This window comes from Mycobacterium sp. NGS64 (assembly GCF_059812245.1).
Map to the genome: position 1 here is coordinate 728,427 of NZ_JCALCI010000002.1, position 25,777 is coordinate 754,203.

The 25,777-nt window shown below is 67.3% G+C and carries 30 protein-coding genes; 11 read left to right on the forward strand and 19 right to left on the reverse strand.

Annotated elements, in window-relative coordinates; genetic code table 11:
- Nucleotides 1-88 precede the first annotated feature (88 nt).
- Nucleotides 89-769, forward strand: a complete 681-nt coding sequence (locus tag AC5Y4S_RS11725) for a guanylate cyclase (RefSeq protein WP_500032830.1) — start codon at nt 89-91, stop codon at nt 767-769.
- Here AC5Y4S_RS11725 and AC5Y4S_RS11730 read toward each other — a convergent pair.
- The 4 genes from AC5Y4S_RS11730 to AC5Y4S_RS11745 all read right to left on the reverse strand — a co-directional run bounded on the left by AC5Y4S_RS11730 (nt 766) and on the right by AC5Y4S_RS11745 (nt 3,667).
- Nucleotides 766-1,089 carry a putative quinol monooxygenase gene (locus tag AC5Y4S_RS11730; RefSeq protein WP_500032832.1) on the reverse strand — a complete coding sequence of 108 codons (324 nt, stop codon included), beginning with the start codon at nt 1,087-1,089 and terminating at the stop codon, nt 766-768. The genes AC5Y4S_RS11725 and AC5Y4S_RS11730 overlap by 4 nt on opposite strands.
- A 237-nt stretch (nt 1,090-1,326) precedes the next feature.
- Nucleotides 1,327-1,869 (reverse strand): peptidoglycan endopeptidase, encoded by a 543-nt coding sequence (locus AC5Y4S_RS11735; RefSeq protein ID WP_500032834.1) that lies wholly within the window; start codon nt 1,867-1,869, stop codon nt 1,327-1,329.
- Nucleotides 1,870-2,018: 149 nt separating this feature from the next.
- Nucleotides 2,019-2,498, reverse strand: coding sequence for a nitroreductase family deazaflavin-dependent oxidoreductase (locus AC5Y4S_RS11740; RefSeq protein ID WP_500032835.1), 480 nt, complete (start codon nt 2,496-2,498; stop codon nt 2,019-2,021).
- On the reverse strand, nt 2,495-3,667 hold the full coding sequence (locus AC5Y4S_RS11745) for an aromatic ring-hydroxylating oxygenase subunit alpha (protein WP_500032836.1): 1,173 nt from the start codon (nt 3,665-3,667) through the stop codon (nt 2,495-2,497). The genes AC5Y4S_RS11740 and AC5Y4S_RS11745 overlap by 4 nt, the downstream gene beginning before the upstream one ends.
- A 69-nt stretch (nt 3,668-3,736) precedes the next feature.
- On the opposite strand from AC5Y4S_RS11745, the gene AC5Y4S_RS11750 reads away from it, so the two are divergent.
- Nucleotides 3,737-4,345, forward strand: coding sequence for a TetR/AcrR family transcriptional regulator (locus AC5Y4S_RS11750; RefSeq protein ID WP_500032839.1), 609 nt, complete (start codon nt 3,737-3,739; stop codon nt 4,343-4,345).
- Between the two features lie 10 nt (nt 4,346-4,355).
- Here the strand turns inward: AC5Y4S_RS11750 and AC5Y4S_RS11755 are convergent, their stop codons facing one another.
- The 4 genes from AC5Y4S_RS11755 to AC5Y4S_RS11770 all read right to left on the reverse strand — a co-directional run bounded on the left by AC5Y4S_RS11755 (nt 4,356) and on the right by AC5Y4S_RS11770 (nt 6,231).
- Nucleotides 4,356-4,769, reverse strand: coding sequence for a VOC family protein (locus AC5Y4S_RS11755; protein ID WP_500032841.1), 414 nt, complete (start codon nt 4,767-4,769; stop codon nt 4,356-4,358).
- Between the two features lie 75 nt (nt 4,770-4,844).
- Nucleotides 4,845-5,225 carry an Mtp family mycobacterial-type pilin gene (locus AC5Y4S_RS11760; RefSeq protein WP_500032843.1) on the reverse strand — a complete coding sequence of 127 codons (381 nt, stop codon included), beginning with the start codon at nt 5,223-5,225 and terminating at the stop codon, nt 4,845-4,847.
- Between the two features lie 14 nt (nt 5,226-5,239).
- On the reverse strand, nt 5,240-5,629 hold the full coding sequence (locus AC5Y4S_RS11765) for a hypothetical protein (RefSeq protein ID WP_500032846.1): 390 nt from the start codon (nt 5,627-5,629) through the stop codon (nt 5,240-5,242).
- A gap of 50 nt (nt 5,630-5,679) precedes the next feature.
- Entirely contained in the window at nt 5,680-6,231 is a 552-nt protein-coding gene (locus AC5Y4S_RS11770; RefSeq protein WP_500033300.1) for a VOC family protein, read from the reverse strand.
- Between the two features lie 183 nt (nt 6,232-6,414).
- Between AC5Y4S_RS11770 and AC5Y4S_RS11775 the strand changes: the two genes are divergently transcribed.
- Nucleotides 6,415-6,894: a hypothetical protein gene (locus AC5Y4S_RS11775; protein ID WP_500032848.1), complete on the forward strand. Its 480-nt coding sequence runs from the start codon at nt 6,415-6,417 to the stop codon at nt 6,892-6,894.
- Here the strand turns inward: AC5Y4S_RS11775 and AC5Y4S_RS11780 are convergent, their stop codons facing one another.
- From AC5Y4S_RS11780 to ychF, 3 genes are all read right to left on the reverse strand, one after another.
- Nucleotides 6,895-7,323: a hypothetical protein gene (locus tag AC5Y4S_RS11780; RefSeq protein WP_500032851.1), complete on the reverse strand. Its 429-nt coding sequence runs from the start codon at nt 7,321-7,323 to the stop codon at nt 6,895-6,897.
- A gap of 89 nt (nt 7,324-7,412) precedes the next feature.
- On the reverse strand, nt 7,413-7,880 hold the full coding sequence (locus AC5Y4S_RS11785; RefSeq protein ID WP_500032852.1) for an acetyltransferase: 468 nt from the start codon (nt 7,878-7,880) through the stop codon (nt 7,413-7,415).
- Between the two features lie 14 nt (nt 7,881-7,894).
- Nucleotides 7,895-8,968, reverse strand: coding sequence for a redox-regulated ATPase YchF (gene ychF / locus AC5Y4S_RS11790; protein ID WP_500032855.1), 1,074 nt, complete (start codon nt 8,966-8,968; stop codon nt 7,895-7,897).
- Nucleotides 8,969-9,099: 131 nt separating this feature from the next.
- On the opposite strand from ychF, the gene AC5Y4S_RS11795 reads away from it, so the two are divergent.
- Nucleotides 9,100-10,227 carry a DUF6542 domain-containing protein gene (locus tag AC5Y4S_RS11795; protein WP_500032856.1) on the forward strand — a complete coding sequence of 376 codons (1,128 nt, stop codon included), beginning with the start codon at nt 9,100-9,102 and terminating at the stop codon, nt 10,225-10,227.
- On the opposite strand, the gene AC5Y4S_RS11800 is transcribed toward AC5Y4S_RS11795, so the two are convergent.
- Nucleotides 10,228-11,235 carry a 4-hydroxy-3-methylbut-2-enyl diphosphate reductase gene (locus tag AC5Y4S_RS11800; RefSeq protein ID WP_500032857.1) on the reverse strand — a complete coding sequence of 336 codons (1,008 nt, stop codon included), beginning with the start codon at nt 11,233-11,235 and terminating at the stop codon, nt 10,228-10,230. It abuts the gene before it with no gap.
- Nucleotides 11,236-11,300: 65 nt separating this feature from the next.
- Between AC5Y4S_RS11800 and AC5Y4S_RS11805 the strand changes: the two genes are divergently transcribed.
- From AC5Y4S_RS11805 to AC5Y4S_RS11820, 4 genes are all read left to right on the forward strand, one after another.
- Nucleotides 11,301-11,891, forward strand: a complete 591-nt coding sequence (locus AC5Y4S_RS11805; RefSeq protein WP_500032860.1) for a lipid droplet-associated protein — start codon at nt 11,301-11,303, stop codon at nt 11,889-11,891.
- Nucleotides 11,888-13,138 (forward strand): exodeoxyribonuclease VII large subunit, encoded by a 1,251-nt coding sequence (gene xseA, locus AC5Y4S_RS11810; RefSeq protein ID WP_500032866.1) that lies wholly within the window; start codon nt 11,888-11,890, stop codon nt 13,136-13,138. The genes AC5Y4S_RS11805 and xseA overlap by 4 nt, the downstream gene beginning before the upstream one ends.
- Nucleotides 13,128-13,364, forward strand: a complete 237-nt coding sequence (locus tag AC5Y4S_RS11815; RefSeq protein ID WP_500032871.1) for an exodeoxyribonuclease VII small subunit — start codon at nt 13,128-13,130, stop codon at nt 13,362-13,364. Before xseA ends, AC5Y4S_RS11815 begins: the two co-directional genes overlap by 11 nt.
- Nucleotides 13,365-13,425: 61 nt before the next feature.
- A complete protein-coding gene (locus tag AC5Y4S_RS11820; protein WP_500032875.1) occupies nt 13,426-14,508 on the forward strand; it encodes a 3-beta-hydroxysteroid dehydrogenase in 1,083 nt (360 codons plus the stop codon).
- 31 nt (nt 14,509-14,539) lie between these two features.
- Here the strand turns inward: AC5Y4S_RS11820 and AC5Y4S_RS11825 are convergent, their stop codons facing one another.
- From AC5Y4S_RS11825 to AC5Y4S_RS11840, 4 genes are all read right to left on the reverse strand, one after another.
- Nucleotides 14,540-15,088: a TetR-like C-terminal domain-containing protein gene (locus AC5Y4S_RS11825; protein WP_500032880.1), complete on the reverse strand. Its 549-nt coding sequence runs from the start codon at nt 15,086-15,088 to the stop codon at nt 14,540-14,542.
- A gap of 118 nt (nt 15,089-15,206) precedes the next feature.
- The gene (locus tag AC5Y4S_RS11830; RefSeq protein WP_500032882.1) at nt 15,207-16,742 is read right to left on the reverse strand and encodes a carboxylesterase/lipase family protein; all 1,536 of its coding nucleotides are present in this window, start codon (nt 16,740-16,742) and stop codon (nt 15,207-15,209) included.
- 15 nt (nt 16,743-16,757) lie between these two features.
- The gene (locus AC5Y4S_RS11835; protein WP_500032883.1) at nt 16,758-17,555 is read right to left on the reverse strand and encodes a dienelactone hydrolase family protein; all 798 of its coding nucleotides are present in this window, start codon (nt 17,553-17,555) and stop codon (nt 16,758-16,760) included.
- Nucleotides 17,556-17,567: 12 nt separating this feature from the next.
- A complete protein-coding gene (locus AC5Y4S_RS11840) occupies nt 17,568-18,242 on the reverse strand; it encodes a DUF4245 domain-containing protein (protein ID WP_500032885.1) in 675 nt (224 codons plus the stop codon).
- Nucleotides 18,243-18,297: 55 nt separating this feature from the next.
- Here AC5Y4S_RS11840 and glpX point away from each other — a divergent pair, with 55 nt between their 5' ends.
- From glpX to AC5Y4S_RS11855, 3 genes are read left to right on the forward strand one after another with little or no spacing between them, the layout of a single operon-like run.
- A complete protein-coding gene (gene glpX / locus AC5Y4S_RS11845; protein ID WP_500032887.1) occupies nt 18,298-19,332 on the forward strand; it encodes a class II fructose-bisphosphatase in 1,035 nt (344 codons plus the stop codon).
- A gap of 51 nt (nt 19,333-19,383) precedes the next feature.
- Nucleotides 19,384-20,796 carry a class II fumarate hydratase gene (locus tag AC5Y4S_RS11850; protein WP_500032891.1) on the forward strand — a complete coding sequence of 471 codons (1,413 nt, stop codon included), beginning with the start codon at nt 19,384-19,386 and terminating at the stop codon, nt 20,794-20,796.
- A gap of 17 nt (nt 20,797-20,813) precedes the next feature.
- Nucleotides 20,814-21,806 carry a hypothetical protein gene (locus AC5Y4S_RS11855; protein WP_500032893.1) on the forward strand — a complete coding sequence of 331 codons (993 nt, stop codon included), beginning with the start codon at nt 20,814-20,816 and terminating at the stop codon, nt 21,804-21,806.
- Here the strand turns inward: AC5Y4S_RS11855 and AC5Y4S_RS11860 are convergent.
- The 3 genes from AC5Y4S_RS11860 to phoH2 form a co-directional block, all read right to left on the reverse strand.
- Entirely contained in the window at nt 21,796-23,268 is a 1,473-nt protein-coding gene (locus AC5Y4S_RS11860) for an adenylate/guanylate cyclase domain-containing protein (protein ID WP_500033301.1), read from the reverse strand. The two genes, AC5Y4S_RS11855 and AC5Y4S_RS11860, sit on opposite strands and share 11 nt — an antisense overlap.
- Nucleotides 23,269-23,363: 95 nt before the next feature.
- Entirely contained in the window at nt 23,364-24,239 is an 876-nt protein-coding gene (locus AC5Y4S_RS11865) for a polysaccharide deacetylase family protein (protein ID WP_500032894.1), read from the reverse strand.
- A 133-nt stretch (nt 24,240-24,372) separates the two neighbouring features.
- Nucleotides 24,373-25,674: an RNA 5'-3' helicase PhoH2 gene (gene phoH2, locus AC5Y4S_RS11870; protein ID WP_068101002.1), complete on the reverse strand. Its 1,302-nt coding sequence runs from the start codon at nt 25,672-25,674 to the stop codon at nt 24,373-24,375.
- Nucleotides 25,675-25,777 lie beyond the last annotated feature (103 nt).

The window sequence follows — 25,777 nt, forward strand, 5'->3', positions numbered from 1 at the left end:
AGGCTATTACCACGCAAGGTCGCCCGCGAAGTCCTCCCGGGCTGATAATGACTGCGATGGCGAAACCCGAAGCGACGGGCGGATTTACATGCTGACACTGGACCAGGCGCTGGACGAGACCCGCACCGGCGACCTCTGGCTGTTTCGCGGCCGCTCACGACCCGACCGCGCCATCCAGACGTTGACGAACGCTCCGGTGAACCACGTCGGCATGACGGTGGCCATCGACGACCTTCCCCCGTTGATCTGGCATGCCGAGTTGGGCGACAAACTGGTCGACGTCTGGACCGGCACCAACCACCGCGGCGTGCAGCTCAACGATCTGCGCCAAGCCGTCCTGCAATGGACCGACCGCTACCAACAGCGGTGCTGGCTGCGTCAGCTGACGCCGTATGCCACCCGCGAACAGGAGAACAGGCTGCTGCGGGTGATCGCGCGAATGGACGGCACCGCGTTTCCCACCACCGCCCGCCTGACCGGCCGGTGGTTCCGCGGCCGGCTCCCGACCATCGACGACTGGGTGCGCGGAATCCCGTTGGTGGACAGGAAGGTTCGTGAGCAGACGCGGCGCCGCAGGCAGGAGCGCAAGATGAGCCTGGAGACCGCGTACTGCGCGGAGACGGTGGCGATCACCTACGAGGAAATGGGCCTGATCGTCACGGATAAGGACGCGAATTGGTTTGACCCCGGGTCGTTCTGGAGCGGCGACGCACTCCCGCTCGCCCCGGGGTATCAGCTGGGCAGCGAAATCGCGGTCGCCGTCGGCTAATCGACGGTCATTTCCCCCAGCTCGGACCAGCCCGTCGCCTCGACCGTCTGGCTGATGATTTTGGGCGTGGACGTCAGCGCCTGCGGCAGCTCCTGCATCGCCCGCTTGAAGTGATCGCTGTTGACGTGGACGCCTCCCGCCTCGTCGTCCCGGAACGCCTCGACGAGGACGTACTCCGCCGGATTGTCGAGGCTGCGCGACCACTCGAACCAGAGGTTGCCCTCTTCGGCGCGGGTGGCCGCGGTGAACGGGGCGACCAGTTCCGGCCAGCGATCGGTCCACTCCGGCTTGGTCTCGAACTTGACCACAATGAAGATCATGGCCGCAGGATACGTGCCGGGGGCCCGTCGGCGCGCAGCGGTTCTCCAGCAAAATTCGCCTAAGCGTCCCCTTTGACGCCTAGGCGAATTTCTGCTATTGGGTTTTCGGCGGTTTGCGCCCGCCTCACGCACGCGTGAAAGTGACTCGCGTCACAACGGGGGGATTATCGCGATCGGTTCACATTCGCGGGGAATGCGCTCCCATTCGGAAAATGAGACCGGCGCGAATCCAATTCTTTATGGATTGGGAATTGCGGGATCGGCGGGCGGCGGCGCGTCGGGCGCCGGGGGCGCCGGGGCGGGGGCGTCGACCAGGACGGCCGGCGGGGCCGGCGCCTCCGGCGGCGGAGGGGGAGCGTCCGGCGGCGGCGGGGGCGCGTCGGGCGGCGGCGCCAGCGCGACGTCGCTATCCGGCATTGGCAGGAACATGTGGTGGGTGAATCCCGCCTGGTAGGCGCCGGCGCCTCCGATGTGCACGCCGCCGCGTTCACCGCTGGATACCGGCGTGCCGTCCGGCAGGGTCACCGCGGTGTGACCGCCGTTCCAGCCGATGACCAACGCGTTGGGCGCGGTCCCGTACTGGAAGCCCCGCTGCAACAACGCGGCCTCCTCGTTGCCGGTGTTGAACCTGCTGCCGAACACCGGCCTGTCGGTCGCCGCGTTGGCGACCCAAGAAGCGAGCCCAGAGCAATCGGTCCCGGCGGGAGAATCTCCACCCGGAATATAGGGCGTCCCGGAGACCTGATTGATAAGTCCCATCAATGTCGCTAGTACAACCATGGGCAGGCACGCTAGCAATTACATTCATGGCGTTCCAAAATTTGTGGTCTTCGTCATGCGTAAATAACACAATGGCGTGCGCCACATCGATGGCGAATCGATTACCGGCCAGCAAATTTCTAGGCGAGATATTCCGTCGCCCGCCGAGCTCAGCGGGGCCGCAAGATCACGACCGGAATCTCGCGTTCGGTCCAGCTCTGGTAGGTGTCGAAGTCCGCGTAGAGCTCGACCAGTCGCGGCCACAGGCGGCTGCGCTGTTCGGCGTCGGCGGTCACCGCGCGCACCGGTCGCCGCTCGCCGCCGATTTGAACGGTCGCATCCGGGCTGGCGACCAGATTGCGGTACCACTGCGGATGATTCGGCAGCCCCCCTTGGGACGCGACCACGACCGCGTCCTGCCCGTCGCGCAGATAGAGCAGCGGCACCGTGTACGGCTTGCCCGATTTGCGGCCTCGGTGTTCGAGCAGCAGTGTCGGCACCGGTTTGCGGAAGCCGGCTCCGATCCGCCATTTGCCCCCGATGCGTCCGTTCGTCTTCCGGTAAACCCACACCTGCGCTTTGCTCATGTGGCGGAAGATGACCGGCAGCAGGGGCGAGTCCAGCTGCTCGGGCCGCTTGGGTGCGGTCATTGCAGCGCCACGCCGAGTTCCTGGCCGAACACCTTGATCATGTGCTGCACGCCAATCTCGTTGCGGCCGATGATCATGTGGTCGTGCTGGCCGTGCCTGACACCTTCGCCGCACTGGGGCAGCATCGCGAAGTCCTCGTCGCGAACGGCCGCGTGCACCCCTTCATAGACCGCGTCGTATCCGGCCCTCATGTCATCGTTGGTTGCCGGGACGCGGGCCATCCAGCTGTGCCGGACCGTGCAGCGCGTCGGCTCGCCGTCGGGCAGGATGTCGATAATCTCCACGCCCACAGGGCTGTTGGCGAGAATGAGATTCGGATACACCCAGTAGATCACCCCCATGTTCATCAGCGGTTCCGTCGACGCGGTGGGGTCGGTCTCCACGTTGGTGATCCAGTTGAACGGGAAGCCGATGCGGTGATGCTTCCCGAACTCGTCGTAGACCATCGTGTTGGCCAGGGTGTTCTGCCCGATGAGGCTCTCGCCGTGGACGTAGGGAAAGTGGTATCCCTCGGCGAACGCTTCCAGCGCGCCCTTCCACGACACCTCGGAAGTGAACTCGCGCTGCGTGTGGTATCCGTACGCCTCGTAGTTCCACAGCGCCAGCTCGGCGTCGAGGGCGCCGAGGTGCGCGTCGAGGTCGAGGGTCGCATCGGCGGTCAGCACCGCCCAGATGAACCCGTGACGTTCCTCGGACGGCAGTTCCACCAACCCGTATTTCTTCGGATCCATGGAATCGAAGCCGGCCTTGCCGGGAACCATGAACAGCTCGCCGGTGTTCCGATATGTCCAGGCGTGATAGGGACACACGAACCGCGAGGCATTGCCGGATCCGCACGCGGGCATGGCCCCGCGGTGGCGGCAGTAGTTGAGCAAGACGTGGCTGGCACCGGAGCGGTCCCGGGTCACCAGCAGCGAATCGCCCAGCACCGAGCGGACCACGTAGTCGTTCTTCGCCGGCACCTGCGCCGACGGGACGATCGCCAACGGCACCTTGCGCAGGATCTGCGACTCCTCGATCTCGGTGATCTTCGGATCGCGGTAATAGTGCAGCGGCACCTTGAGTTCCCGCTCGGCCAGGTCCGTCGTGCCGTCCAGCGCGTGACGCAACCCTCGCCGGGTCAGGTTCTCGTCGGTGCCGTCCACTGGGCTTCCGGTTGGCAACGGCATCGTCTGACCATACATTCAGAACTGTTTGTCTTGTCAAGGCATGAGCGCCCTTTGTGCGACGATCACGCAATGCGACGACACGGCTGGTCCGGGGACATCCCGGCGGACGACGAGGAAGCGGTCGCTCGCATCATCGACACGGCGCGGACCGCCATCGACAAACGGGGCACCGTGAGCGTGTCCGAGGTCGCCCAAACCCTCGGCGTGACGCGCCAGACCGTCTATCGCTACTTTCCGACCCACGAGGCACTCCTGGGGGCCACGGCGCTGTCGGCCGTCGACGCCTTCCTGAATCGGCTCGCCACCCATTTGGGGTCGATCACCGACCCCACCGAGGCCGTGGTGGAAGGCATCGCCTACACCTACGAGCAGATCGCTCACGACAGGTACCTCAGCCTGGTAGTCCAGCCGGGTAAGGCCAGCGCCCTGACCGCCGGGGTGACCTCGGACATGGCGATCTCTTTCGGCAAGTCGATCTTGGAAAGGTTCGAAGTCGATTGGTCCGCAGCGGGATTCGCCGACGGCAAGCTGGACGAACTGGTCGAGGTCATGCTGCGCATGCTGCAGTCGCTCATCGTGGACCCCGGACGCCCCGCACGCACCGGAAAGCGGCTGCGCGCCTTCCTGGCGGACTGGATCGCGCCGTCAGTGCGTGCGCACGCCGTCGCGCGACGCTGAATCGTCGAATCTACTTCGCCGACAGTCCAATTCCGAATTTGGCGCGGGCCGCGTCGGTGACGGGGGTGAACAGGTTGACCAGATTGCCGTCGGGATCCCGGAACAACAGCGCCCGGTTCCCCCACGGCATGGTCGTCGGCTCCGTCACGACTTCGGCCACGCGGTCGCGCAGCCGCTCGTAATCCGCGTCCACGTCCTTGACCAGGAATTCCACTATCGCGCTGCGGTTTGCTGCCGGCTCGGCTGATCCCTCCCCGAACAGCGGTACCGTCTTGTCGCTGCCGATGGCCAACGTGCCGACCGGTGTCGGGATCTCGGCGAAAAGTTCGTTCCCCCATACCGCGGAGACTTCGGTGACCATCTCGTAGAAGCCGACCAGCCGATTGACGTCGGCGGTGATGATGCGGGTCGAAACAAACTTCATGGAGCCCTCCCTATGGCGGTGTCTTGCGTCGACGCAAGGCTATGCGGCCCCTCCGACAAGCTTCTGACAAGAGCGCTAAACCGGGGTCCAGATCCCGTTGTTCCAGAACCCCCAAGCGTTAACCGTGGGGTTCCACATCAGCCGAGCCCCGGGCGCCCACGACGGTGGGGGTGGTTGCGGCGGCGCCCACCCCGGCGGGGGTCCCCACGGTCCCCAGCCGGCCGGACCCGGCAGGCCTTGCCAGTCGTGGCAGTGATTCCAGTCCCAGTTATAGGCAGTACCCCAGCCGGGGTCCCATTGATCGCCGGGGCACCAGTGATTGCTCGGCACGGGAAGCGGAGTCGCCTGCGCCGTGGGTTCGGAGCCGCCGGCCAAGCCGAGGGCCAACAGGGCCAAGCCGCCCAGCACGCCCGCGGAGCGGCGGACCCACGGTCTGGTTTGGTTCAGGGTCGCCAATTCACACGAATCCACTAGATCGCGCTCCCCTCGTCCGGCGACGCCGCGAGGTTTTCGAGACCTCGTCGGCTCTCGGCCACCGCGCGCCTGATTTCGGCATTCTCCCGTTTGGCGGCTGCTTTCCTGCGCTGCACCCGTTCGTCGACGCGCCGCAGTCGCTCGCGCTCCCGCTGCGCGGTCGCGCCCTCTCGGTCGTCGGCCGCCCGCTCGCGGTCGTCGGCCGCCTGCTCGCGATCGTCGGCGATTCGGTCCCGCTCATCCGCGACGCGTTCTCGTTCGTCGGCAACGCGCTCTCGCCTGGAGAGCTCGATCTCACGCCGCGCGAGAGACTCCTCGCGGCTGTCCAACTCAGCATCACACTGCGCTGGTTCGCCCTGCGTCTCGGCGCCGCCGTCAACGACCACGACTCACCCTAACGCCGCGCGGCCGCCGACGTAATTGTCGAAGCCCGGGGTTACCGGCCAGGGAGCGTTCTGCTGGCCTGCCTTGCGACGCCGGGCACCGTGTCGGCTAGGTCCGGACGACTTGTGGCAAAAGCACGAATTGCACGATAAAAAGACCAAAGTTGGTGGGGAGTAGGGACTTTCGGTATCCAGGCCAACTCCCAATGAATCCCGTTGATCGGATCGTCAAAGAAAACGGCGTAGTAACCGGGCCAGTACTGCGGGTACTCCTTCGGGGCATCGGTGACAAGGACTTCATTCTCGATCAAGAACTCACGGTGGAAGCGGTCGACTTCCCTCCTGCTCCGGGCCCATAGAGCGATGTGATTGATGCCGACCGCCTGGTCGCGGTGCGTCAACTTGTTTCCGGTACGGGCAGGCTGAATGCCGATGTAGCTGTGCGGGTTGACATGACGCGCCATGTAGTAAGTCGACTGGTATTCCATGTTCAACGACGAGAAGCTGCTGTATCCGAGCCAGCCGAACAACGCGTCATAGAAGGCAATGGAGTCGTCGTAGTCCAGAACCGCAAACTCGACGTGACAGACACCGCGCCACCGCATCATGCCTCCTCCGCACCGCTTACTACGAAAAGTAGTACCCGCAACGCCAAGTGCGAAGCGCCAGGAAGGCGGATGCCGCCCTGGCTCATGCGAACGCTCATCGCGGCAAACCCATTCAGGGCCTGTATTTTCCGGTGACTTGGTCGTATCGTGCTGCCGGAGGGCTACCAGTTAGGAATGCCGATGCAGAAAATATCCCTAGCGACTATCGCGCTGGCCACGATGGCTATTCCGGTCGCGGCACCGGCATCGGCCGAGCCGGTGATGGCAGCCGACGAGGTGGTGAATGGGATGTACACCGTCCACTTCGTCGACGGAAGTATGCAGGATCTGACATTCAAGGCCACGTCGTGCGGTATTGGCTGCACCCAAGTCACTTTCTCCAACACCACCGGCCAGGCCCAGTTCTACGCTGATCACTGGCATCTGGCCCTTCCGCCGAATCCCGCGGCGTGGCGCTGCAATGACGGGACGACACATCGGGGCACCGAAGAATGGAACTGGGACCCCATTGCGGGTACTGGCACGATGGTGGTCGTCCGCACCGAGGCGGCTTGCGGATATACCGACCACAGCAGCCAACCCATTGCGCATCGCTTTACCTTGACCAAGTCGAGTAGTCAGTCGGGGGAGCCAAGCGTGCTTCCGCCCGCCATCGCGTAGCTACTGCCGCCCTTCGAGCAGATGGGCGTACGGATCTGCTTCGGCGCCAACGGATTCCGGCATCGGATAGTACGTCTTGATGAGCAGGTTGCCGTCGTCGTCCCAGGCGAACGTCTCGATGCTGTACGCCATTTGGACGTTCGGCTCGGTACCGAAGTGGTTCTCGCACACCCACGCCATCTCGTTCCCGTTGACCTGCACCGTGATCATCTTGATCTTCAGGATCGACTGGAACATGTCGAACGCCTCCGACGTCGCGGCGGCGAAACCGTGCTTCTCCTCAGTGCCGACGGGGTCGAACATGCGCACCTCACCAGGGCAGATAGTGCGCCACGACGCCACCCACTCGTCCTTCTTGCCCAGATTCCACAAGTCAGCGTGTTTGGCGGCGTGCGCCAAACGAGCCTGACGGCTCGGAACCTTGCTCATCTCAGCCCCATCTTCGCGCACATCAACGTTGTGGCCACGATAGCTGGACACCTGTCCAGTTGGAAGCGCCTACTTCTTCGGCCGCCGACTTACCCGTCCGGTGGAAGTCGTTCCATCCGGAGCAATGGATAGGGTCTGCCCTCATCGTCGAGATCACTCCGCTCTACGACGGTGAAACCTCGGTTGCGATAGAACCCGACGGCCTCCGCGTTGTCCTCGTTGACGTCGACGTAACGGACCGAATCCGCATCGATCGCGTACGAAAGAAGCGCACTCCCGACTCCGCTGCCGCGGTGTTCGGCGTCCACGAACAGCATCTCGAGTTTGTGGTCGGCAACGCCTGCGAAGCCGACCACCTCGTCGCCGCGTTCGGCGACGACCAGGCGCACATGTGGCAGATAGTCGGAGGGCAGACGCCGCTCGATCTCGCCACGATCCGATACCCGCAGGAAACCATGGGTGGCGTCGACTGCGCTGCGCCATATCTCAACCAGTCGGGGATATTCGTCACTCCGGACTCGGGTGCGAAGGCGGAGCGAGGGAGAGCGGCCAGTCACTTGTTTGCACTCGCCTAGACGTTGAACCGGAACTCCACCACGTCGCCGTCGGCCATGACGTAGTCCTTGCCCTCCATGCGGACCTTGCCGGCCGCCTTGGCCGCGGCCATAGAGCCCGCGGCGATCAGGTCGTCGTACGACACGATCTCGGCCTTGATGAAGCCCTTCTCGAAGTCGGTGTGAATCACCCCGGCGGCCTTGGGTGCGGTGTCGCCTTGGTGAATTACCCACGCCCGCGCCTCTTTCGGACCCGCCGTCAGGAACGTCTGCAGCTTGAGCGTGTGAAACCCCGCCCGGGCCAACGCGTCGAGTCCGCGTTCGGTCTGCCCGATCGACTCCAGCAGTTCGGCGGCCGACTCGTCGTCGAGCTCGACCAGCTCGGATTCGATTGCGGCGTCGAGGAATACGGCGTCGGCCGGCGCGACGAGCTCGCGCAGCTGCGCGACCCGCGCGGCGTCGGTCAGCACCGCCTCGTCGGCGTTGAAGACGTACAAGAACGGCTTGATGGTCAGCAGGTTCAGCTCGCGCAGCAGCGAGACGTCACTCCCCGCTGCGAAGAGGGTCTTGCCCCCGTCCAGCACCGCCTGCGCGGCGACGGCGGCGTCGTAGACAGGCTTGCGCTCCTTGTTGGTGCGCGCTTCCTTCTCCAGCCGCGGCAGCGCGCGCTCGAGCGTCTGCAGGTCGGCCAGGATCAACTCGGTCTCGACGACCTCGATGTCGGACTTGGGGTCGACCTCGCCCGCGACGTGGGTCACGTCGTCGTCGGAAAACACCCGCACCACCTGGCAGATGGCGTCGCATTCGCGGATGTGGGCCAGGAATTTGTTACCCAGCCCCGCCCCCTCCGACGCGCCCTTGACCAGTCCGGCGATGTCAACGAACGTGACCGGCGCCGCAACGATGCGCTCGGAGGAGAAAAGCTCCGCCAGCTTGGCCAGCCGCGGATCCGGCAGCGAAACCACGCCCTCGTTGGGTTCGATCGTCGCGAACGGATAGTTCGCCGCCACCACGTTATTGCGGGTCAGCGCGTTGAACAGCGTCGACTTGCCGACGTTGGGCAGGCCGACGATTCCAAGGCTGAGGCTCACGGGGAACCAAGTCTAAGGGGCCGACCGCCGCGGTTCATTCGTGCGTGCGGCTTTGTTTTTTCGGGGGCACGCCAACCGTCGCTAACAAGGTCTTTACGGGCGTTTCGGCTCATTCCCGGTACGGTCTACATGTGTCAGCGCAGCGGGAAAGATCGGCGGTTGAGGCCAACCACCGCTCGATTCACCCCAGGATTCCAGGTGTGCCGTGGTGGGCGGCCCTGCTCATCGCGGTGTCCGCGACCGCCATCGGTTACGGCATCGACGCCGGGACGGGCCAAAAGGACCTGACGCACGTCTTCGCGGGCTTCTATATAGCCGGTTGCCTGGCCGCGGTACTGGCCGTGCGACAGGAGGGCGTGTTCACCGCGATCATTCAGCCGCCGCTGATTCTTTTCTGCGCGGTCCCCGGCGCCTACTGGATGTTCCACGGCCGCAAGCTCGGCAACCTCAAGGATCTCCTGATCAACTGCGGGTATCCGCTCATCGAACGCTTCCCGCTGATGCTGGGGACCGCCGGCGGCGTGCTGCTGATCGGCCTGGTGCGCTGGTACTTCGGGAAGCCACGCGCCGCGACCCACTCCACGGACGAGACGGCAGAGGAACCGCGTTCCGCCGACAATGGCATTGGGGCAAAACTGAATTCGCTCCTTGGCCTCGGCCCTCGCGAGGACGATGCGGAGGATGAACCGGCCGCCCGCTCCAAACGAACCCCGACCGCCAGCCGGTCCTCGAGGGACGGCCGGGGGACAAGGGGCGAGCGGTCCGCCGCGCGTTCGAGCCGAAGCCACTCCCGGCGAGCGCGACCGCCGGTTCACGACGAGGGCGAACCCGCAACCGACCGGCCGCGACGCCGCCGCCCGGCGCCGCCCCGTGACTTCGACCCCGCCGAACCCCCGCCGCGGCCACGGCGCCGCCAACGGCCGCCGGGCGATGCCGACCCGCGCGAAACGCGCCGCGAGCCGCGCGCCCGCCGCGATCCCTACGACCGGCCGGTTCCTCGGAGCAGCCGCTTCGACGGCTACGAGCCGTACGAGCCGCCCAGCGCGCCCGAACGCTATGACCGGTACGAGTCATACGAGCCCCGGCGCCGCCGCCCCGCCCCGAGCGGCAATGGCAGCTCGACCCACCACCCGATTTCGCGGGTGCGCTACCGCGGGGAAGCCCCGTTGAGCGAGCCCAGGGATCCGCGAGCCGAGCGCCGGGGTGGTTCCCGCGCCCCGCGCGGCTTCCCGGCTGAATCCTGGGAGTACGAGGGCTAGCTAGCGCGACGACCGGATCTCGCGGGGCAGCGCGAACACCAGGGTCTCCTGGGCCGTCGTCACCGGCTGCACCACGTCGAAGCCGCAGTCGGCGAGGCGCTCCAGCACACCGCGCACCAGCACCTCGGGCACCGACGCCCCCGAGGTGACACCCACCGTCGTGACGCCCTCCAACCACGCGGGGTCGATGTCGTCGGCGCAGTCGACCAGGTGCGCCGCCGCGGTGCCGCCGCCCAGCGCCACCTCGACCAGCCGCACCGAGTTCGACGAGTTGCGCGAGCCGACGACGATGACCAGCTCACATTCGGGCGCCATCGCCTTGACCGCAACCTGCCGGTTCTGGGTCGCGTAGCAGATGTCGTCGCTGGGCGGGTCCTGCAGCTTCGGGAAGCGTTGGCGCAGCCGCTCGACGATCTCCATCGTCTCGTCGACCGAGAGCGTCGTCTGCGAGAGCCAGACCACCTTGTTCTCGTCGCGCACCGTCACGTTGTCCACCGCGGCCACGCCGTCGACCAGCTGCACATGCTCGGGCGCCTCGCCGGCGGTCCCGATGACCTCCTCGTGCCCCTGGTGGCCGATGAGCAGGATGTCGTAGTCGTCCCGGGCGAAGCGCCTGGCCTCGTTGTGCACCTTCGTCACCAGCGGGCAGGTGGCATCGATGGTCTGCAGGTTGCGTTCGGCGGCGGCGGCGTAGACGGTCGGCGCGACGCCGTGCGCGGAGAACACCACGATGGCGCCCTCGGGGACCTCGTCGGTCTCCTGCACGAAAACGGCTCCGGCCTTCTTCAGCGTGTCGACGACGTGCCGGTTGTGCACGATCTCGTGGCGCACGTAGACGGGGGCGCCGTGCTTCTCCAGGGCGCGCTCGACCGTCTCGACGGCCCGGTCCACCCCCGCGCAGTAGCCACGCGGCTCCGCCAGGAGCACCCTCTTGCGAGCTGGGTCGTTGGCTACCGAGCTGGCTGGTCCCACAGAGCCGGGAATTCCCATGTCAACAGTCGGCGGCATGACATTCAGGGTACCGGCCGGCGGTCGGCTTGGACTTATCCGCCGGTTGAGGCAGTCTTGGACCCATGGCCACTGCACCGTACGGAGTTCGGCTGATAGTCGGCGCGGCGACAGTCGCTGTCGAGGAGACCATGAAGCTGCCGAAAACCATCCTGATGTACCCCATGACGCTGGCCAGCACAGCGGCGCACATTGTGATGCGATTTCAGCAGAACCTCGCCGAGCTGGTGATCAAGGGCGACAGCACCCTGGAGTCGATCTTTCCGCCCAAGGACGAGAAGCCGGAGTGGGCGACCTTCGACGAGGACCTGCCCGAAGACGACGGGGTCCCGGCGGCGGACGGCGACGAAACCGACCGGCGCGCCGAGGGCCGATTCGCGCTGTACTCGGTGGCCGACGCGCACGAGGACGCCAGTGCGCTCGTCAAACCCGCGAAGCAATCGAAGAAGCCCGCGGCCAAACCGACCGTCGCGCAGCCGGCGGTGGCGGCCGAACTCGACTACCCGACGCTGACGCTGGCCCAGCTGCGCGCGCGGCTGCAGTCGCTGAGCGTCGACGAGCTCGAGGCCCTGCTGGCCTACGAACAGGCCACCAAGGCGCGGGCGCCGTTCCAGACGCTCCTCGCCAACAGGATCACCCGCGCGAACGCGAAGTGACCCGAGCGGCCAATCCAGAACCCAACTCCGCCGAGAACCCCTTTCCGGTGCGCGCGGTGGCGGTGCGCGTCGCGGGCTGGATCGACAAGCTGGGCATCGTCTGGGTCGAGGGGCAGTTGGCCCAGATCACGATGCGCCCCGACTCCAAGACGGTGTTCATGGTGCTGCGCGACCCGGCCGCCGACATGTCGCTGACCGTCACGTGTTCGCGTGACCTGGTGGCAAACGCGCCGGTGAAACTCGCCGAAGGCACCCAGGTGGTGGTCTGCGGCAAGCCGTCGTTCTACACCGGCCGCGGCACATTCTCGTTGCGGCTCAGCGAGATTCGCGCGGTGGGCATCGGCGAGCTCTTGGCGCGGATCGACCGGCTGCGCCGGCTGCTCGACGCCGAAGGGCTCTTCGACCCCCGGCTCAAGCGACCAATCCCCTTTCTGCCCAACATGATCGGGCTGATCACCGGCCGCGCGAGCGCCGCCGAACACGACGTGACGACCGTGGCCGGCGCCCGCTGGCCCGGGGCGCGTTTCGCGGTGCGCAACACCGCCGTTCAGGGGCCCAACGCGGTCGCGCAGATCGTCGAGGCCCTGCGGGAACTCGACCGCGACGCCGACGTCGACGTGATCGTGCTCGCCCGCGGCGGCGGCAGCGTCGAAGACCTGCTGCCGTTCTCCGACGAAACCCTGTGCCGGGCGATCGCGGCCTGCCGCACCCCGGTGATCAGCGCGATCGGGCACGAGCCCGACAATCCCCTGTGCGATCTGGTCGCCGACCTGCGCGCCGCGACCCCCACCGACGCCGCCAAGAAGGTGGTGCCCGACACCGCGGCCGAGCAGCGGCTGGTCGACGATCTGCGCCGGCGCAGCGCGCAGGCCCTGCGCAACTGGGTGTCCCGCGAACAGCGCGCGCTGACCCAGCTGCGCAGCCGCCCGGTGCTGGCCGAGCCGCTGACGGCGCTCACCGCCCGCGCCGACGAGATCCACCGCGCCCGCGCGGCGGTGCGCCGCGACATCCGGCGGCTGGTCGCCGCCGAGACCGACCGCGTCGGTCACCTGGGCGCGCGACTGGCCACGCTGGGCCCCGCCGCCACCCTGGCCCGCGGCTACGCCGTCGTGCAGACCGTTCCCGACGCGGGGCCCGCGGCGGTGCTGCGTTCGGTCGACGACGCGCCGCCGGGGACGCGGCTTCGGGTGCGGGTCGCCGACGGCGCCGTGGCGGCCGTGAGCGAGGGGGTGACCGATGGTCGCTGAGAACAACGAGCCAATTACTCCCATTAGTCAGCTTGGCTATGAAGCTTGCCGCGACGAGCTGATCGAAGTGGTGCGGCTGCTCGAGCAGGGCGGGCTGGACCTGGACGCATCGCTGCAGCTGTGGGAAAGGGGCGAGCAACTGGCCAAAAGGTGCGAGGAGCACTTAGCTGGAGCCCGCAAGCGGATCGAGGATGCGCTCGCGGCCGGCGAGCCCGACGAGGGCTGACGCCAAGCCGGTCCGCGAAACTTTTGCTCAAAATGGAACACGTTTCAGTTAAGCTTTCCGCATGGGTGATCCATCACTGACAACCGAACTCGGGCGCGTCCTGGTCACCGGCGGCTCAGGGTTTGTCGGCGCGAACCTGGTGACCACCCTGCTCGACCGCGGATACCAGGTGCGTTCCTTTGACCGCGCCCCCTCGCCGCTTCCAGCGCATCCCAAGCTGGAGGTGCTACAGGGCGACATCACCGACGCGGGCGTCTGCGCCGCTGCGGTCGACGGCATCGACACGGTGTTTCACACCGCCGCACTCATCGAGCTGATGGGCGGCGCGTCGGTCAGCGACGAATACCGTCAGCGCAGCTTCGCCGTCAACGTCGGCGGCACGGAGAACCTGGTGCACGCCGGGCAGCGCGCCGGGGTGAAGCGGTTCGTCTACACCTCGTCCAACAGTGTGGTGATGGGCGGGCAGAACATCGCCGGCGGCGACGAGACGCTGCCCTATACCAACAGGTTCAACGACCTCTACACCGAGACGAAGGTGGTCGCCGAGCGATTCGTGTTGGCGCAGAACGGTGTTAAGGGCATGCTGACGTGCGCGATCCGGCCCAGCGGCATCTGGGGCCGCGGCGATCAGACGATGTTTCGCAGGCTGTTCGAAAGCGTGATCGCCGGGCACGTCAAGGTGCTGATCGGCCGCAAGTCCGCCCGGCTGGACAACTCCTACGTGCACAACCTGATACACGGTTTCATCCTGGCCGCCCAGCATCTGGTCCCCGGCGGGACGGCGCCCGGTCAGGCGTATTTCATCAACGACGCCGAGCCGATCAACATGTTCGAGTTCGCCCGGCCGGTGGTGGAGGCCTGCGGCGTCAACTGGCCCCGGGTGCGCGTGAACGGCCCGATGGTGCGCGCGGCGATGAGCGGTTGGCAGCGCCTGCATTTCCGGTTCGGGATACCGGCGCCGCTGCTGGAGCCGCTCGCCATCGAGCGGTTGTATCTGGACAACTACTTCTCCATCGACAAGGCGCGGCGCGACCTCGGATACGAGCCGTTGTTCACCACCGACAAGGCGATGTCCGAGTGTCTGCCGTACTACGTGGAACTGTTCGGCCAGATGAAAAGTCAGGCCGCCGCCCGGACGAAGTAGCGAGACAAGTTCGTTCGCATCATGACCGGCTTCACCGCGCGATGGCGCGCCAGACCAACTCAGAGATGATTTGGCAGTATTCGTCGTCGACCGGCTCGCCGGTGAATAGCGCGCGCATGTTGATCGGTGCGAACAGCAATTCCAGCACGGTCAGCGCGTCGACACCGTCTCGAAGTTCGCCACGCTCTCGTGCGCGGTCGACCACGACGCGAAGGGTGCCCGCGCGAGCTCGCCAAACTTCCCTGCGAATTCGGGCGCTTGGCAAGTCCGGGTTGTCGATTATGTGCGTGATCTGTAAACGGCGCCCAATCTCTGAATTGACGTAGTAGGTCATCCCGGCCGCCAGAGCAAACAGGTCGGTACGGAGCGAACCCGTATCCGGCGCCGTGACTTCTCTGCTCGGCCACGCCAAGAAAACTTCGAGCATGAGGCTCTCTTCGTCGCCCCACTCTCGGCGAATCGCCGCTGGGTCGAGCCGGTGCCGGTCAGCCAGTGACAGAATGCGGAAACGGTCTATGCCCCAACGAGTTAGTTCATCATAGGCGGCGGCGAGCACTCGTTCGCGGAAATCCTCCGGCATCGAGTGCTCACCCACCCCTGACATCGCCACCCGCCTGCAAATGCGAACCCCGGTTTTAGAAATAACTTGCCAATCTAACCATGGGCACTAGGCGATGCTGAGCTGCAGCTTGGTGGTACTAGCGGAAGCTCACCATCTGGGCGCCCCAGGCGGCCCGGATGGGCGCGTCGATATCGTTGACGATCGCGTCGCGCTTGTCGATGAGCAGGCACGCGCGATCGGCCTCCTGATAGGGCGTCCAATCCGGCTCGCCGGCCGGGCCCACGGGTTTGCCATGGGTGGCGAAGTTGACCCACCTGGTGCGCACCCGTTTCGAAACCGCCTTGGCGGTCTTGGTGCCACCGAGCTTCAGGGTCGGGTCCTTCGGCGCCCCGAGATTGCCCCAGACGTAAGGCAATTCGGTGGCGTGGGCGGCATTGACCAAGAGCAGTTTGAGCAACGGGGTCGAGTAGTCGAACCGGTACAGATACACCGGGGCCACGTGGGAGTGCCCTTCGGCCAGCCACACCGACGGCATCCGGAAGCCGACGTCGGTGGCGATGCTCAAAGACCTTGCCTTGCGCCGCAATCCGGAGTAGGCGGACACGATCTGCTCCTGGGTGGGCAATTGCAGGTCGGGTTGTTCGGCGGCGATCTGGGTGAACATCGACGTGATTGCGCGCGGGGTGATCGGCATCAGCGGCGAGCGCATCAGCCGGAACAGCGCCGCCTCATGCTTGTTAGTGCCGATGATCAGCGGCACCGGGTGCAAGCGACCCTCCTGCGCCAGCTTGACCGGGTAGTCGTGCAGCAGCTCGCCGTCGACGATCGGGACGAACGCGAGCGTGCCCGGATTGCGCACGGGCACTTCGTCGAACACCTGCTGCGACGCGGCCAGGATCGCCGCGATCGGCGCGTCGGGCAACCTGTCCGGGTCGATCCGCAGCTTGTCGAGGAAGCTCACGGCGACGCGCTCGGCCCGCTCGCGGTCGTACACCGATGTGGCGGGGGAACTCTGGGCGATCGCACCGGCGAACAGGCCCTCGGCCGCCGGGGCGGCCAGCAGCGTCGTGACGATCCCCGCGCCGGCGGATTCGCCGAACAGCGTGACCCGTCGGGGATCACCGCCGAACGCCGCGATGTTGTCCCGCACCCAGTGCAACGCGGCCAGCACGTCGTGCAGCCCGATGTTCGAGTCGAAGCGGCGCCGCGCGGTGTTGAACGACGACAGGTCGAGAAAGCCCAGCGCCCCAAGCCGATAGTTGACCGTCACGACCACGACGTCACCGCTGCTGACCAACCGGTGGCCCTCGTAGAGCGGCTGGCTGGCCGATCCGAGCACATAGGCGCCGCCGTGCAGCCACACCAGCACCGGTTTGGCGTCGCCGGGCGCGGTGCCCGCCGGGGCGAACACGTTCAGGCTCAGGCAGTCCTCACCCTGCGGCGCACCGAGTTCCAGGGGCATGTTGGGGAAGGTCGGTTGCGGGCAGGCCGGACCGTAGGACGTGGCGTCGGCGACCTCCGTCCACCGCTTCGGCGGCTCCGGACGCCGGAACCGCAGGTCGCCGACGGGCGGCGCGGCGTACCGGATGCCCTTCCAAGTCCGGACGCCGCCGTCGTCGCCGCCCCGGACCGGGCCATGGGTCGTTTCGACCACGCGGTTGTCGGTCGCCATGCTTCTCCAACTTCCCTAACTAAGCCGCTCAGTTAGGAATTCGACTACCCTTTTGCGCGCCTCGTAAGCGGGTTGACCGTCAACTTCGCGGACCTCGTCGGTCAGCACCGAATGCGCCATCTTGCCGAAGCCGCCCTCGTTGCCTGGGCGCGAGTCGATCTCGATGACCTCGAACGCATCGCCGAGTCGCGCCTTGAGGGCCGCGAACCGTTCCCGCGGCACGATGTTGTCCTCGCTGAACCGCAGACCCATCGCGCACAGGCCGTCGTTGGCGCAGCGATCGGCCACGGTGGTCATCTCGGCCTCGCTCAGCCCTGTGTCGGCGCGCCGCTTGCGGCCCAGCGGCATTGGCACCGACGGCTGGGAAAGCACCGGGGCCAAAACGCTGTCGTCGACGGCGGCGGCGAGCGCGAAGCCCCCGGTGAAGCACTGGCCGATGACGCCGACGCCCTTGCCCGGCGTGGAGGCGTTGAGGTCGCGGGCCAGCGCGCGCAGGAATAGCGACACCGGCCGCTCCTTGTTGGTGGCGAATGCCGCGAATTCCCTTGCGACACAGGCGCGCGTGATGACGCCGATGGTGTAGCCGAGCGTCTTCGGCTTGCCCGGCTCACCGAACAGCGACGGCATGGCGACGGTGAAGCCGTTGTCCACCAGGTGATTACCCAGGCCCAGGACGGCGGGGTGGATGCCGGGGATCTCGGGAATCAGCACCACGCCGGGGCCGGTGCCCTTGCGGTAGACATCGTGGGTGTAGCCGCCGCCGGTGAACGGTGCCACGGACCATCCGGACAGGTCTGCTTGGGGTGCGGTCACGCGTGCCTTCTCTCAGCGGGCGGGCAACGGCGACGCCGTCTGCGTCGCCGAGGCCAGCGTACGGAACTCGTCGGGGCTACCGGCACCGGTTATCGCGATCTGGGCGGCGCCGGCCGGGCCGGTCAGCCTGGTGGTCCACACCGGTTCGGTCTCGGAGCCCTTCTGGCCCGCGCCGTGATAGACGACCCAGTTGACCCCGTCGACATCGACCGCACCGGTCGGATACGCCGAGGGATGGACCGACCCGACGAGCTTGTCCTCGTCGGCGTTGCTCTGGATCAGGCCCAGGTACATGCCCGTCGGGCTGATGTAGCCCACCGTCGAGGTGGCCGCGTGCGACCGCTGACCCGTCGAGGGGTCGGTCCGGCCGTTGTCGATGCCCCCGCGGCCGCCCGAGTTGGCGTGCCACCCGCCGGGCAACTGGGGCAGCCGAATGGGAAAGCCCAGCGCCTGGGCGTCCGCCCGCAAGGCGGCCGCCGCGTCGTAGGACGGGATCGCGCCCTTGTCGGTCCCGACCGGCTGAAACGAGCACATCCCGACCAGGCCGGCCAGCAGGATGCAGCCGATCACCAGCGGCATCAGCGACCAGAACATGTCGCGGCCGTCCTGCAGCAGCCGGGGCTTTGCCGGTTTGGGCGCCGGCGCCGGCTCGCCTAGCTCGGCGTTCGGCTGCGGCTCGTCGGTCATCAGCCGAGTATCCCAGTTCCCGCAGACCGATCTGCTTCTGGGACAATCGGCAACCATGAGCGATCGCCCCCAACGCCGCGAAGCCCCCGACCGCAACCTGGCGATGGAGCTGGTCCGGGTAACCGAGGCCGGTGCCATGGCGGCCGGTCGGTGGGTGGGCCGCGGCGACAAGGAGGGCGGCGACGGCGCGGCCGTCGACGCCATCCGCGAGCTGGTCAACACCGTGTCGATGCGTGGCGTGGTGGTGATCGGCGAGGGCGAGAAGGACCAGGCGCCGATGCTCTACAACGGCGAGGAAGTCGGCAACGGGGACGGGCCGGAGTGCGACTTCGCCGTCGACCCGGTGGACGGCACCACGTTGATGAGCAAGGGCATGCCCAACGCCATCTCCGTGCTGGCGGTGGCCGATCGCGGCGCGATGTTCGACCCGTCGGCGGTGTTCTACATGAACAAGATCGCCGTCGGGCCCGAGGCCGCCAACGTGCTCGACATCACCGCGCCGATCGCCGACAACATCAAGGCCGTCGCCAAGGTCAAGGCCCTGTCGGTGCGCGACATGACGGTGTGCATCCTGGACCGGCCGCGGCACGCGCAACTCATCGAAGACGTCCGGGCCACCGGGGCCCGGATCCGGCTGATCACCGACGGCGACGTCGCCGGCGCCATCTCCGCGTGCCGGCCGGAGTCGGGCACCGACATGCTGGCCGGCATCGGCGGCACGCCGGAGGGCATCATCGCCGCGGCGGCGATCCGCTGCATGGGCGGCGCCATCCAGGCGCAACTGGCCCCCAAAGATGAGGCCGAGCGTCGCAAGGCGCTGGATGCCGGCTACGACCTGGACCAGGTCCTGACCACCGAGGACCTGGTGTCCGGCGAGAACGTGTTCTTCTGCGCGACTGGGGTGACCGAGGGCGACCTGCTCAAGGGCGTGCGGTACTACCCCGGCGGCTGCACCACCCAGTCGATCGTGATGCGCTCGAAGTCGGGCACCGTGCGCCTGATCGAGGCCTACCACCGGCTGTCCAAGCTCAACGAGTACTCGTCGATCGACTTCACCGGCGACAGCTCTGCCGCCTATCCCCTGCCCTGACCGACCCGACCGAACCCGACACGACCCGCAACGAAACCAGGAGACCGATCTATGGCCACTGAGGAAGACGGCGCCGAGTACCGCATCGAGCACGACACCATGGGCGAGGTTCGGGTGCCGGCAAAGGCCCTGTGGCGCGCGCAAACTCAGCGCGCGGTCGAGAACTTCCCGATCTCGGGCCGCGGCCTGGAGCGCACCCAGATCCGGGCGCTGGGTCTGCTGAAGGGCGCCTGCGCGCAGGTGAACAAGGACCTCGGGCTGCTGGCGCCGGAGAAGGCCGACGCGATCATCGCCGCGGCCGCCGAGATCGCCGACGGCCGCCACGACGACCAGTTTCCCATCGACGTCTTCCAAACCGGTTCGGGCACAAGCTCGAACATGAACACCAACGAGGTGATCGCCAGCATCGCCGCCGCCAATGGGGTGACGGTGCACCCCAACGACGACGTCAACATGTCGCAGTCGTCCAACGACACCTTCCCGACCGCCACCCACATCGCGGCCACCGAGGCCGCGGTGCGTCACCTGATCCCCGCGCTCGAGGTGCTGCACGACGCGCTGGCGAGCAAGGCGCGCGAGTGGCAGACGGTGGTCAAGTCCGGCCGCACCCACCTGATGGACGCCGTCCCGGTGACACTGGGCCAGGAGTTCAGCGGCTACGCCCGCCAGATCGAGGCCGGGATCGAGCGGGTCCGGGCCACGCTGCCGCGGCTGGGTGAGCTCGCGATCGGGGGCACCGCGGTCGGGACCGGCCTGAACGCACCCGACGGGTTCGGCGTGAAGGTGGTCGAGACGCTGGTCGCGTCCACCGGCCTGAGCGAATTGCGCCCGGCGGTCAACTCTTTCGAGGTCCAGGCCGCCCGCGACGGGCTGGTCGAGGCCTCGGGCGCGCTGCGCACCGTCGCGGTGTCGTTGACCAAGATCGCCAACGACGTCCGCTGGATGGGATCGGGCCCGCTGACCGGCCTGGCCGAGATCCAGCTGCCGGACCTGCAGCCGGGCAGCTCGATCATGCCGGGCAAGGTGAATCCCGTTCTGCCGGAGGCGGTTACGCAGGTCGCCGCGCAGGTGATCGGCAACGACGCGGCGGTCGCCGTCGGCGGGTTGTCCGGTGCCTTCGAGCTCAACGTCTACATCCCGATGATGGCCCGCAACATCCTGGAGTCCTTCAAGCTGCTGACCAATGTTTCGCGGCTGTTCGCGGAGCGCTGCATCGTCGGGCTCAAGGCGAACGTCGAGCACCTGCGCGAGCTGGCCGAATCGTCGCCGTCGATCGTGACGCCGCTGAACTCGGCCATCGGCTACGAGGAGGCCGCCGCGGTGGCCAAACAGGCGCTCAAGGAGCGCAAGACCATCCGACAGACCGTCATCGATCGCGGGCTGATCGGTGACAAGCTGTCGCTGGAAGAGCTGGACCGCCGCCTCGACGTCTTGGCGATGGCCAAAGTGAAGCCGGAGAACTAGATGAGAGCGGTTCGGCGATGACGACTCCCCCCGGCGGTCCCTACGGCCAGGATCCCTACGGCGCGAATCCCTATGGGCAGGGCCCCTATTGGGGCGGCCCGCCACAGGGTGGCCCGCCACCGGCCGGCCCTCCGCCGGGCGGGCCGCCACCGGGCGGCGGGTACCCGTACCCGGCGCCGGGTGGCCCGTACGCGGCGGGCCCCTACCCGCCCCAGCAGTTCCCCCCACCCGGCCAGCAGGTCCCGCCGGGCTGGCCCGGCGGGCCGTACCCACCCGGCCCGCCGCCCGGGCCGCGCTCCAAGGCGCCGTGGCTGATCCTCGCCGGTGTCGCGGTGCTGGGCGTCATCATCGTGGTGGTGCTCTTGGCGATCGGGCTCAACAGCGGAAGCAAGCCGAACAAGGCGGGGCCCTCGACCAACCCGTCCGTGCCCTCCTCGACGAGCGCGCCGTCGTCGCCCAACAGCGCCCAGCAGACGGCGACCGGCTGCACGCCCAACGTGTCCGGCGGCGACAAGCCCACGGGCGACACGATCAGCGCGGGCAAGCTGTCGTTCCCGGCCAACGCGGCGCCGGGGTGGATGGGGTTCTCGGACGACCAGAGCCCGAACCTGATCGGCGCCGTCGGCGTCGGGCAGGAGGTGCCCGGTGCCAATCAGTGGATGATGCAGGCCGAGGTCGCCGTCACCAACTTCGTCAGCAGCATGGACGTCGCCGCGCAGGCGGCGAAGTTGATGGATTGTGTGGCCAACGGGCCGGGATACGCGAACGCGACGCCGACGCTCGGGCCGCTGAAGAAGTCGTCGATCACGGTCGACGGCGTCAAGGCCGCCCGGGTCGACGCGGACATCACGATCGCCGACCCCGCACGCAACGTCAAGGGCGACTCCGTGGTCATCATCGCGGTGGACACCAAGCCCGTCACCGTCTTCATGGGCGCGACGCCGATCGGCGATGCGGGTTCGGCGGGCGTGATGAACGGGGTCATCGGAGCGCTAAAGGTCAAGAAGTAGCGGGGCCCGCCGGCGCGGATACGTGGGTGGCCTCCGAGCGCCCGCGTAGCACGGTGGAATAGCACTCGGCCCAGTGCGCGCGCTCGGCGTCATCGGCCCGCTCGATGGCCGCCGCCGAACACAAAATTCGCCGCTCGGCGGTTTTGGCGAGGTCGGCCAGCCTCGCGGCCTCGTTGACCGCATCGCCGATTACCGTGTATTCGTAACGGTTTTCGGCGCCGACGTTGCCGGCGAACACCCGGCCGGCCGAGATGCCGATGCCGAAATCGACGATGGGCAGCCGGCGCAGCTGGGTGGCCAACGCGCGCGCCGTCGCCAACGCCGCCGACGCCGGTTGCGCCGTCCGCAACGGGGCACCAAAGACGGCCAACGCGGCGTCGCCGGCAAATTTATTGATCAGCCCGTTGTGCTCGTCGACGGCATCGACCACGATCCGGAAGAAGTCGTTGAGCACCGCGGCGACCTCTTGCGGGGGGCGGCTTTCCGCGAGTTGCGTCGAGCCGACCAGGTCGATGAAGAGAACGGCCGCCTCGACCACGTCGCCGGACAGCGAGGCGCCCTCTTGAACGGCGCGCTGCGCGACGTCGGTTCCGACGTGGCGCCCGAACAGGTCCCGCAGCCGGTCCCGCTCGGCGAGCCCGGCGACCATGCGGTTGAATCCCGTTTGCAGACGCCCGATTTGGGAGCGTTCGTAGGCGCCCACGTAGGTCTCCATGCGGCCGTGCTCCACCTCCGCCATCGCGTCGACGACCTCACTGAGGGGATCGGAGATGGAGCGCGACGTCAGGATCATCGTCGGCAAACCGAGCAGCACCGCCGCCAGCGACACCACCAGCACCGGCACATCCAGCGACGCGGACTTCTGGATCAGCCACCCGTACGAACGAAGAACGACCAGGGTCGCGATCACCCCGATCGGCAGCGCGCTACACAAGAACCACAGCAACACCAGCCGCGCGAACACACTCGGTACCACCAGGCGCGGCTCGCGGCCGAGCGTGGCGGCTCCCATGATGGGCCGCAGGGTGCGTTGCGCGAACAGCATTCCCATGCCCGCGGCCGCCGGCGCTCCCAGCAGCACACCGAGGGAGATGGGCAGCATGACCTCCGCGCCACCGGCGAGATTCAACAAAGCGAAGATCACCCCGGCACCGCCCCAGGCCAGCAAGAGGATCGCCGACTGGCGGCCGGGCATCCGCATCGCCACTTCCCGTTGCGCGTCGGTCGGTTCGTCCCCGGCCGCGTACCAACGCAGCGTGGGAGCCAGGTTCAGGACGCCGGCCACCACGACGCCGACGAGGCTCAGGCCGATCAGCACCACTACCAGGGCCGTGTTCTTTTCCGCGATATCGACGTCGGCCGCCGCGGACGTGTGGCCGCGCAGTGGGATCAGGATCGCTGCGGCATCGAGCACTGCCACGACGTAGGCGAGCGTGAGGTCGAGAGCGTACTGGATCGCCAACCTGCGCGGGGATTTTCGCTGTCCCGCCGCTGGAGCCCGAAGCCAGCTCGGCTTGATCACCCTATAAAGGTAGCCGCGGGTGCTGCCAAACCTTTCTAGGCGCCGTTGGTCGGCCCACCCGAATTCTGGCCTGGGATGTCGGTGATGGGGAAGTTCGGCATCGGCTTGGGTGACGACGTGTTGGGCAGGGACGGGATCTCGCCGGGCGGAATGTCGTGCAGCTGGTTGGCCGGTGGCCCGTTTTCGCGCCCGCCGTACGTGCTGCCGGGCGCCCGCGGCCCGAGCAATTCGCTGACGGTCACCAGCCGATAGCCATTGGCCTTGAGCACCGGGATGAACTGGTACACCAGGTCGACGGTGCTCGAGTAGGTGTCATGGAACAGCACCACCGAGCCGGGCTTGATGTACGTCATCAACATGTACCGCGTCGCGGCCGTGTTGGAATCGTTGATCCAGTCGAAAGGAATGACGTCCCAAAGGATTTCGGCTAGGCCGAACTTCCCCGCGGTTTGACGCACGACGTCGTTGGACAGCCCGCCCGCGGGACGCCACAGCGACGGGGCCCGGCCCGTCGCGGCGGTGATCGCGTCGTTGCTCCGGGAGAACTGACCCGCGACGTCCTCCAGGGGGATCGTCGTCATGTTGGGGTGTTCCCAGGTGTGGTTGCCGAACTCCATGCCGGCGTCGGCGATGCGTTTGGCTCCCGCCGGATTGGCGGCGACCTTGTTGCCGATCAGGAAGAACGTGGCCTTGGCGTCGGCGTCCTTCAGGATCTGCAGCAGCCGGTCGGTGTAAGGCCCCGGCCCGTCATCGAAGGTGAACGCGACGCACTTGACGACCGAACAGCTGAGATTGTCGGCCCGCGTCACGTGACCCGTGAGGGCGCCGATCACCAGCACCGCGGCGGCCGCCACGACGCCCAACACGGTCCGCCAATAGCGCCACGCCTGGCTGTCGGGTCGTTTCGGCACGTAGAAAGCCTACCGGGGGTTGGGTGTGCAGCAGCCGCGTTGACCGTGTAACCAGGGTTTTCAGTGTTGCATCAGGGCGACATTCACGCGGATTTCCCGCCCTGAAGTGACAGTGAAAGCCAGGGGTTCACACTCACTGCGGCCCGGCGATCTCCTCGAGCATCTCGGTGACCAGCGCGGCGATCGGCGAGCGCTCGCTGCGCAGCAGCGTGATGTGGGCGAACAGCGGGTGGCCCTTGAGCTTCTCGATCACCGCCGCGACCCCGTCGTGGCGGCCGACGCGCAGGTTGTCGCGCTGGGCGATGTCGTGGGTGAGCACCACCCGCGATCCGGTGCCCAACCGGGAGAGCACGGTCAGCAGCACGTTGCGCTCCAGCGACTGCGCCTCGTCGACGATGACGAACGAGTCGTGCAGCGAGCGGCCCCGGATGTGGGTCAGCGGCAGCACCTCGAGCATGCCCCGGGACAGCACCTCCTCGAGCACCGCCGGGCTGGCCAGTCCCTCGAGCGTGTCGAACACGGCCTGCGCCCACGGGCCCATCTTTTCGCTCTCGCTGCCGGGCAGGTAGCCCAGTTCCTGGCCCCCGACCGCGTAGAGCGGACGGAAGACCACCACCTTGCGGTGGGTGCGCCGTTCGAGCACCGCCTCCAGACCCGCGCACAGCGCCAGCGCCGACTTGCCGGTCCCGGCCTTGCCGCCCAGCGACACGATGCCTACCGACTCGTCCAGCAGCAGGTCCAGCGCCACGCGCTGTTCGGCGGAACGGCCGCGCAGCCCGAACACCTCGCGGTCGCCGCGAACCAGCTGCACGCGTTTCGCCGCGGTGACCCGCCCCAGCGCATGCGAGCTTCCGCCCAGCAGCCGAATTCCGGTGTGGCAGGGCAGGTCTCGCGCTTCGACCAGGTCGATCTCGCCGTCGGCGAACAGCGCGTCGATATCCTCGGTGGCGGTCTCGATCTCGTACATGCCCGACCACCCGGACGCCACGACGTCCTGCGCGTGGTATTCGTCGGCGGACAGGCCTACCGCGGCGGCCTTCACGCGCAGCGGAATGTCCTTGCTGACCAACGTAACTCGCTTGCCTTCGGCGGCGAGGTTGGCGGCGCAGCTCAGGATCCGGGAGTCGTTGCTGTCGGTGCGAAAGCCCGCGGGCAACACCGTGGGGTCGGTGTGATTGAGTTCGACGTGAAGTGTTCCGCCTTGTGTCCCAACGGGAATCGGCTGATCCAGCCGTCCGTGCTCGAGCCGAAGATCATCGAACAGGCGCAGCGCCTGACGGGCGAACCAGCCCAGTTCGTGGTGGTGGCGTTTGGCCTCCAGCTCGCTGATCACCACCAGCGGCACCACCACCTCGTGTTCGGCGAACCGGCTGCACGCCCACGGATCGGACAGCAGTACGGAGGTGTCGAGCACATAGGTCCGGAGATCGGTCACGAAGCGCTCCTCGAGCGGGTAAGCCCGCGCGGACCCGCACAGGCATGTCGGCGGGAGCCGCAGCACCAGGACCGGGGCCGGTCCTGCCTAGAACTACCGAAGT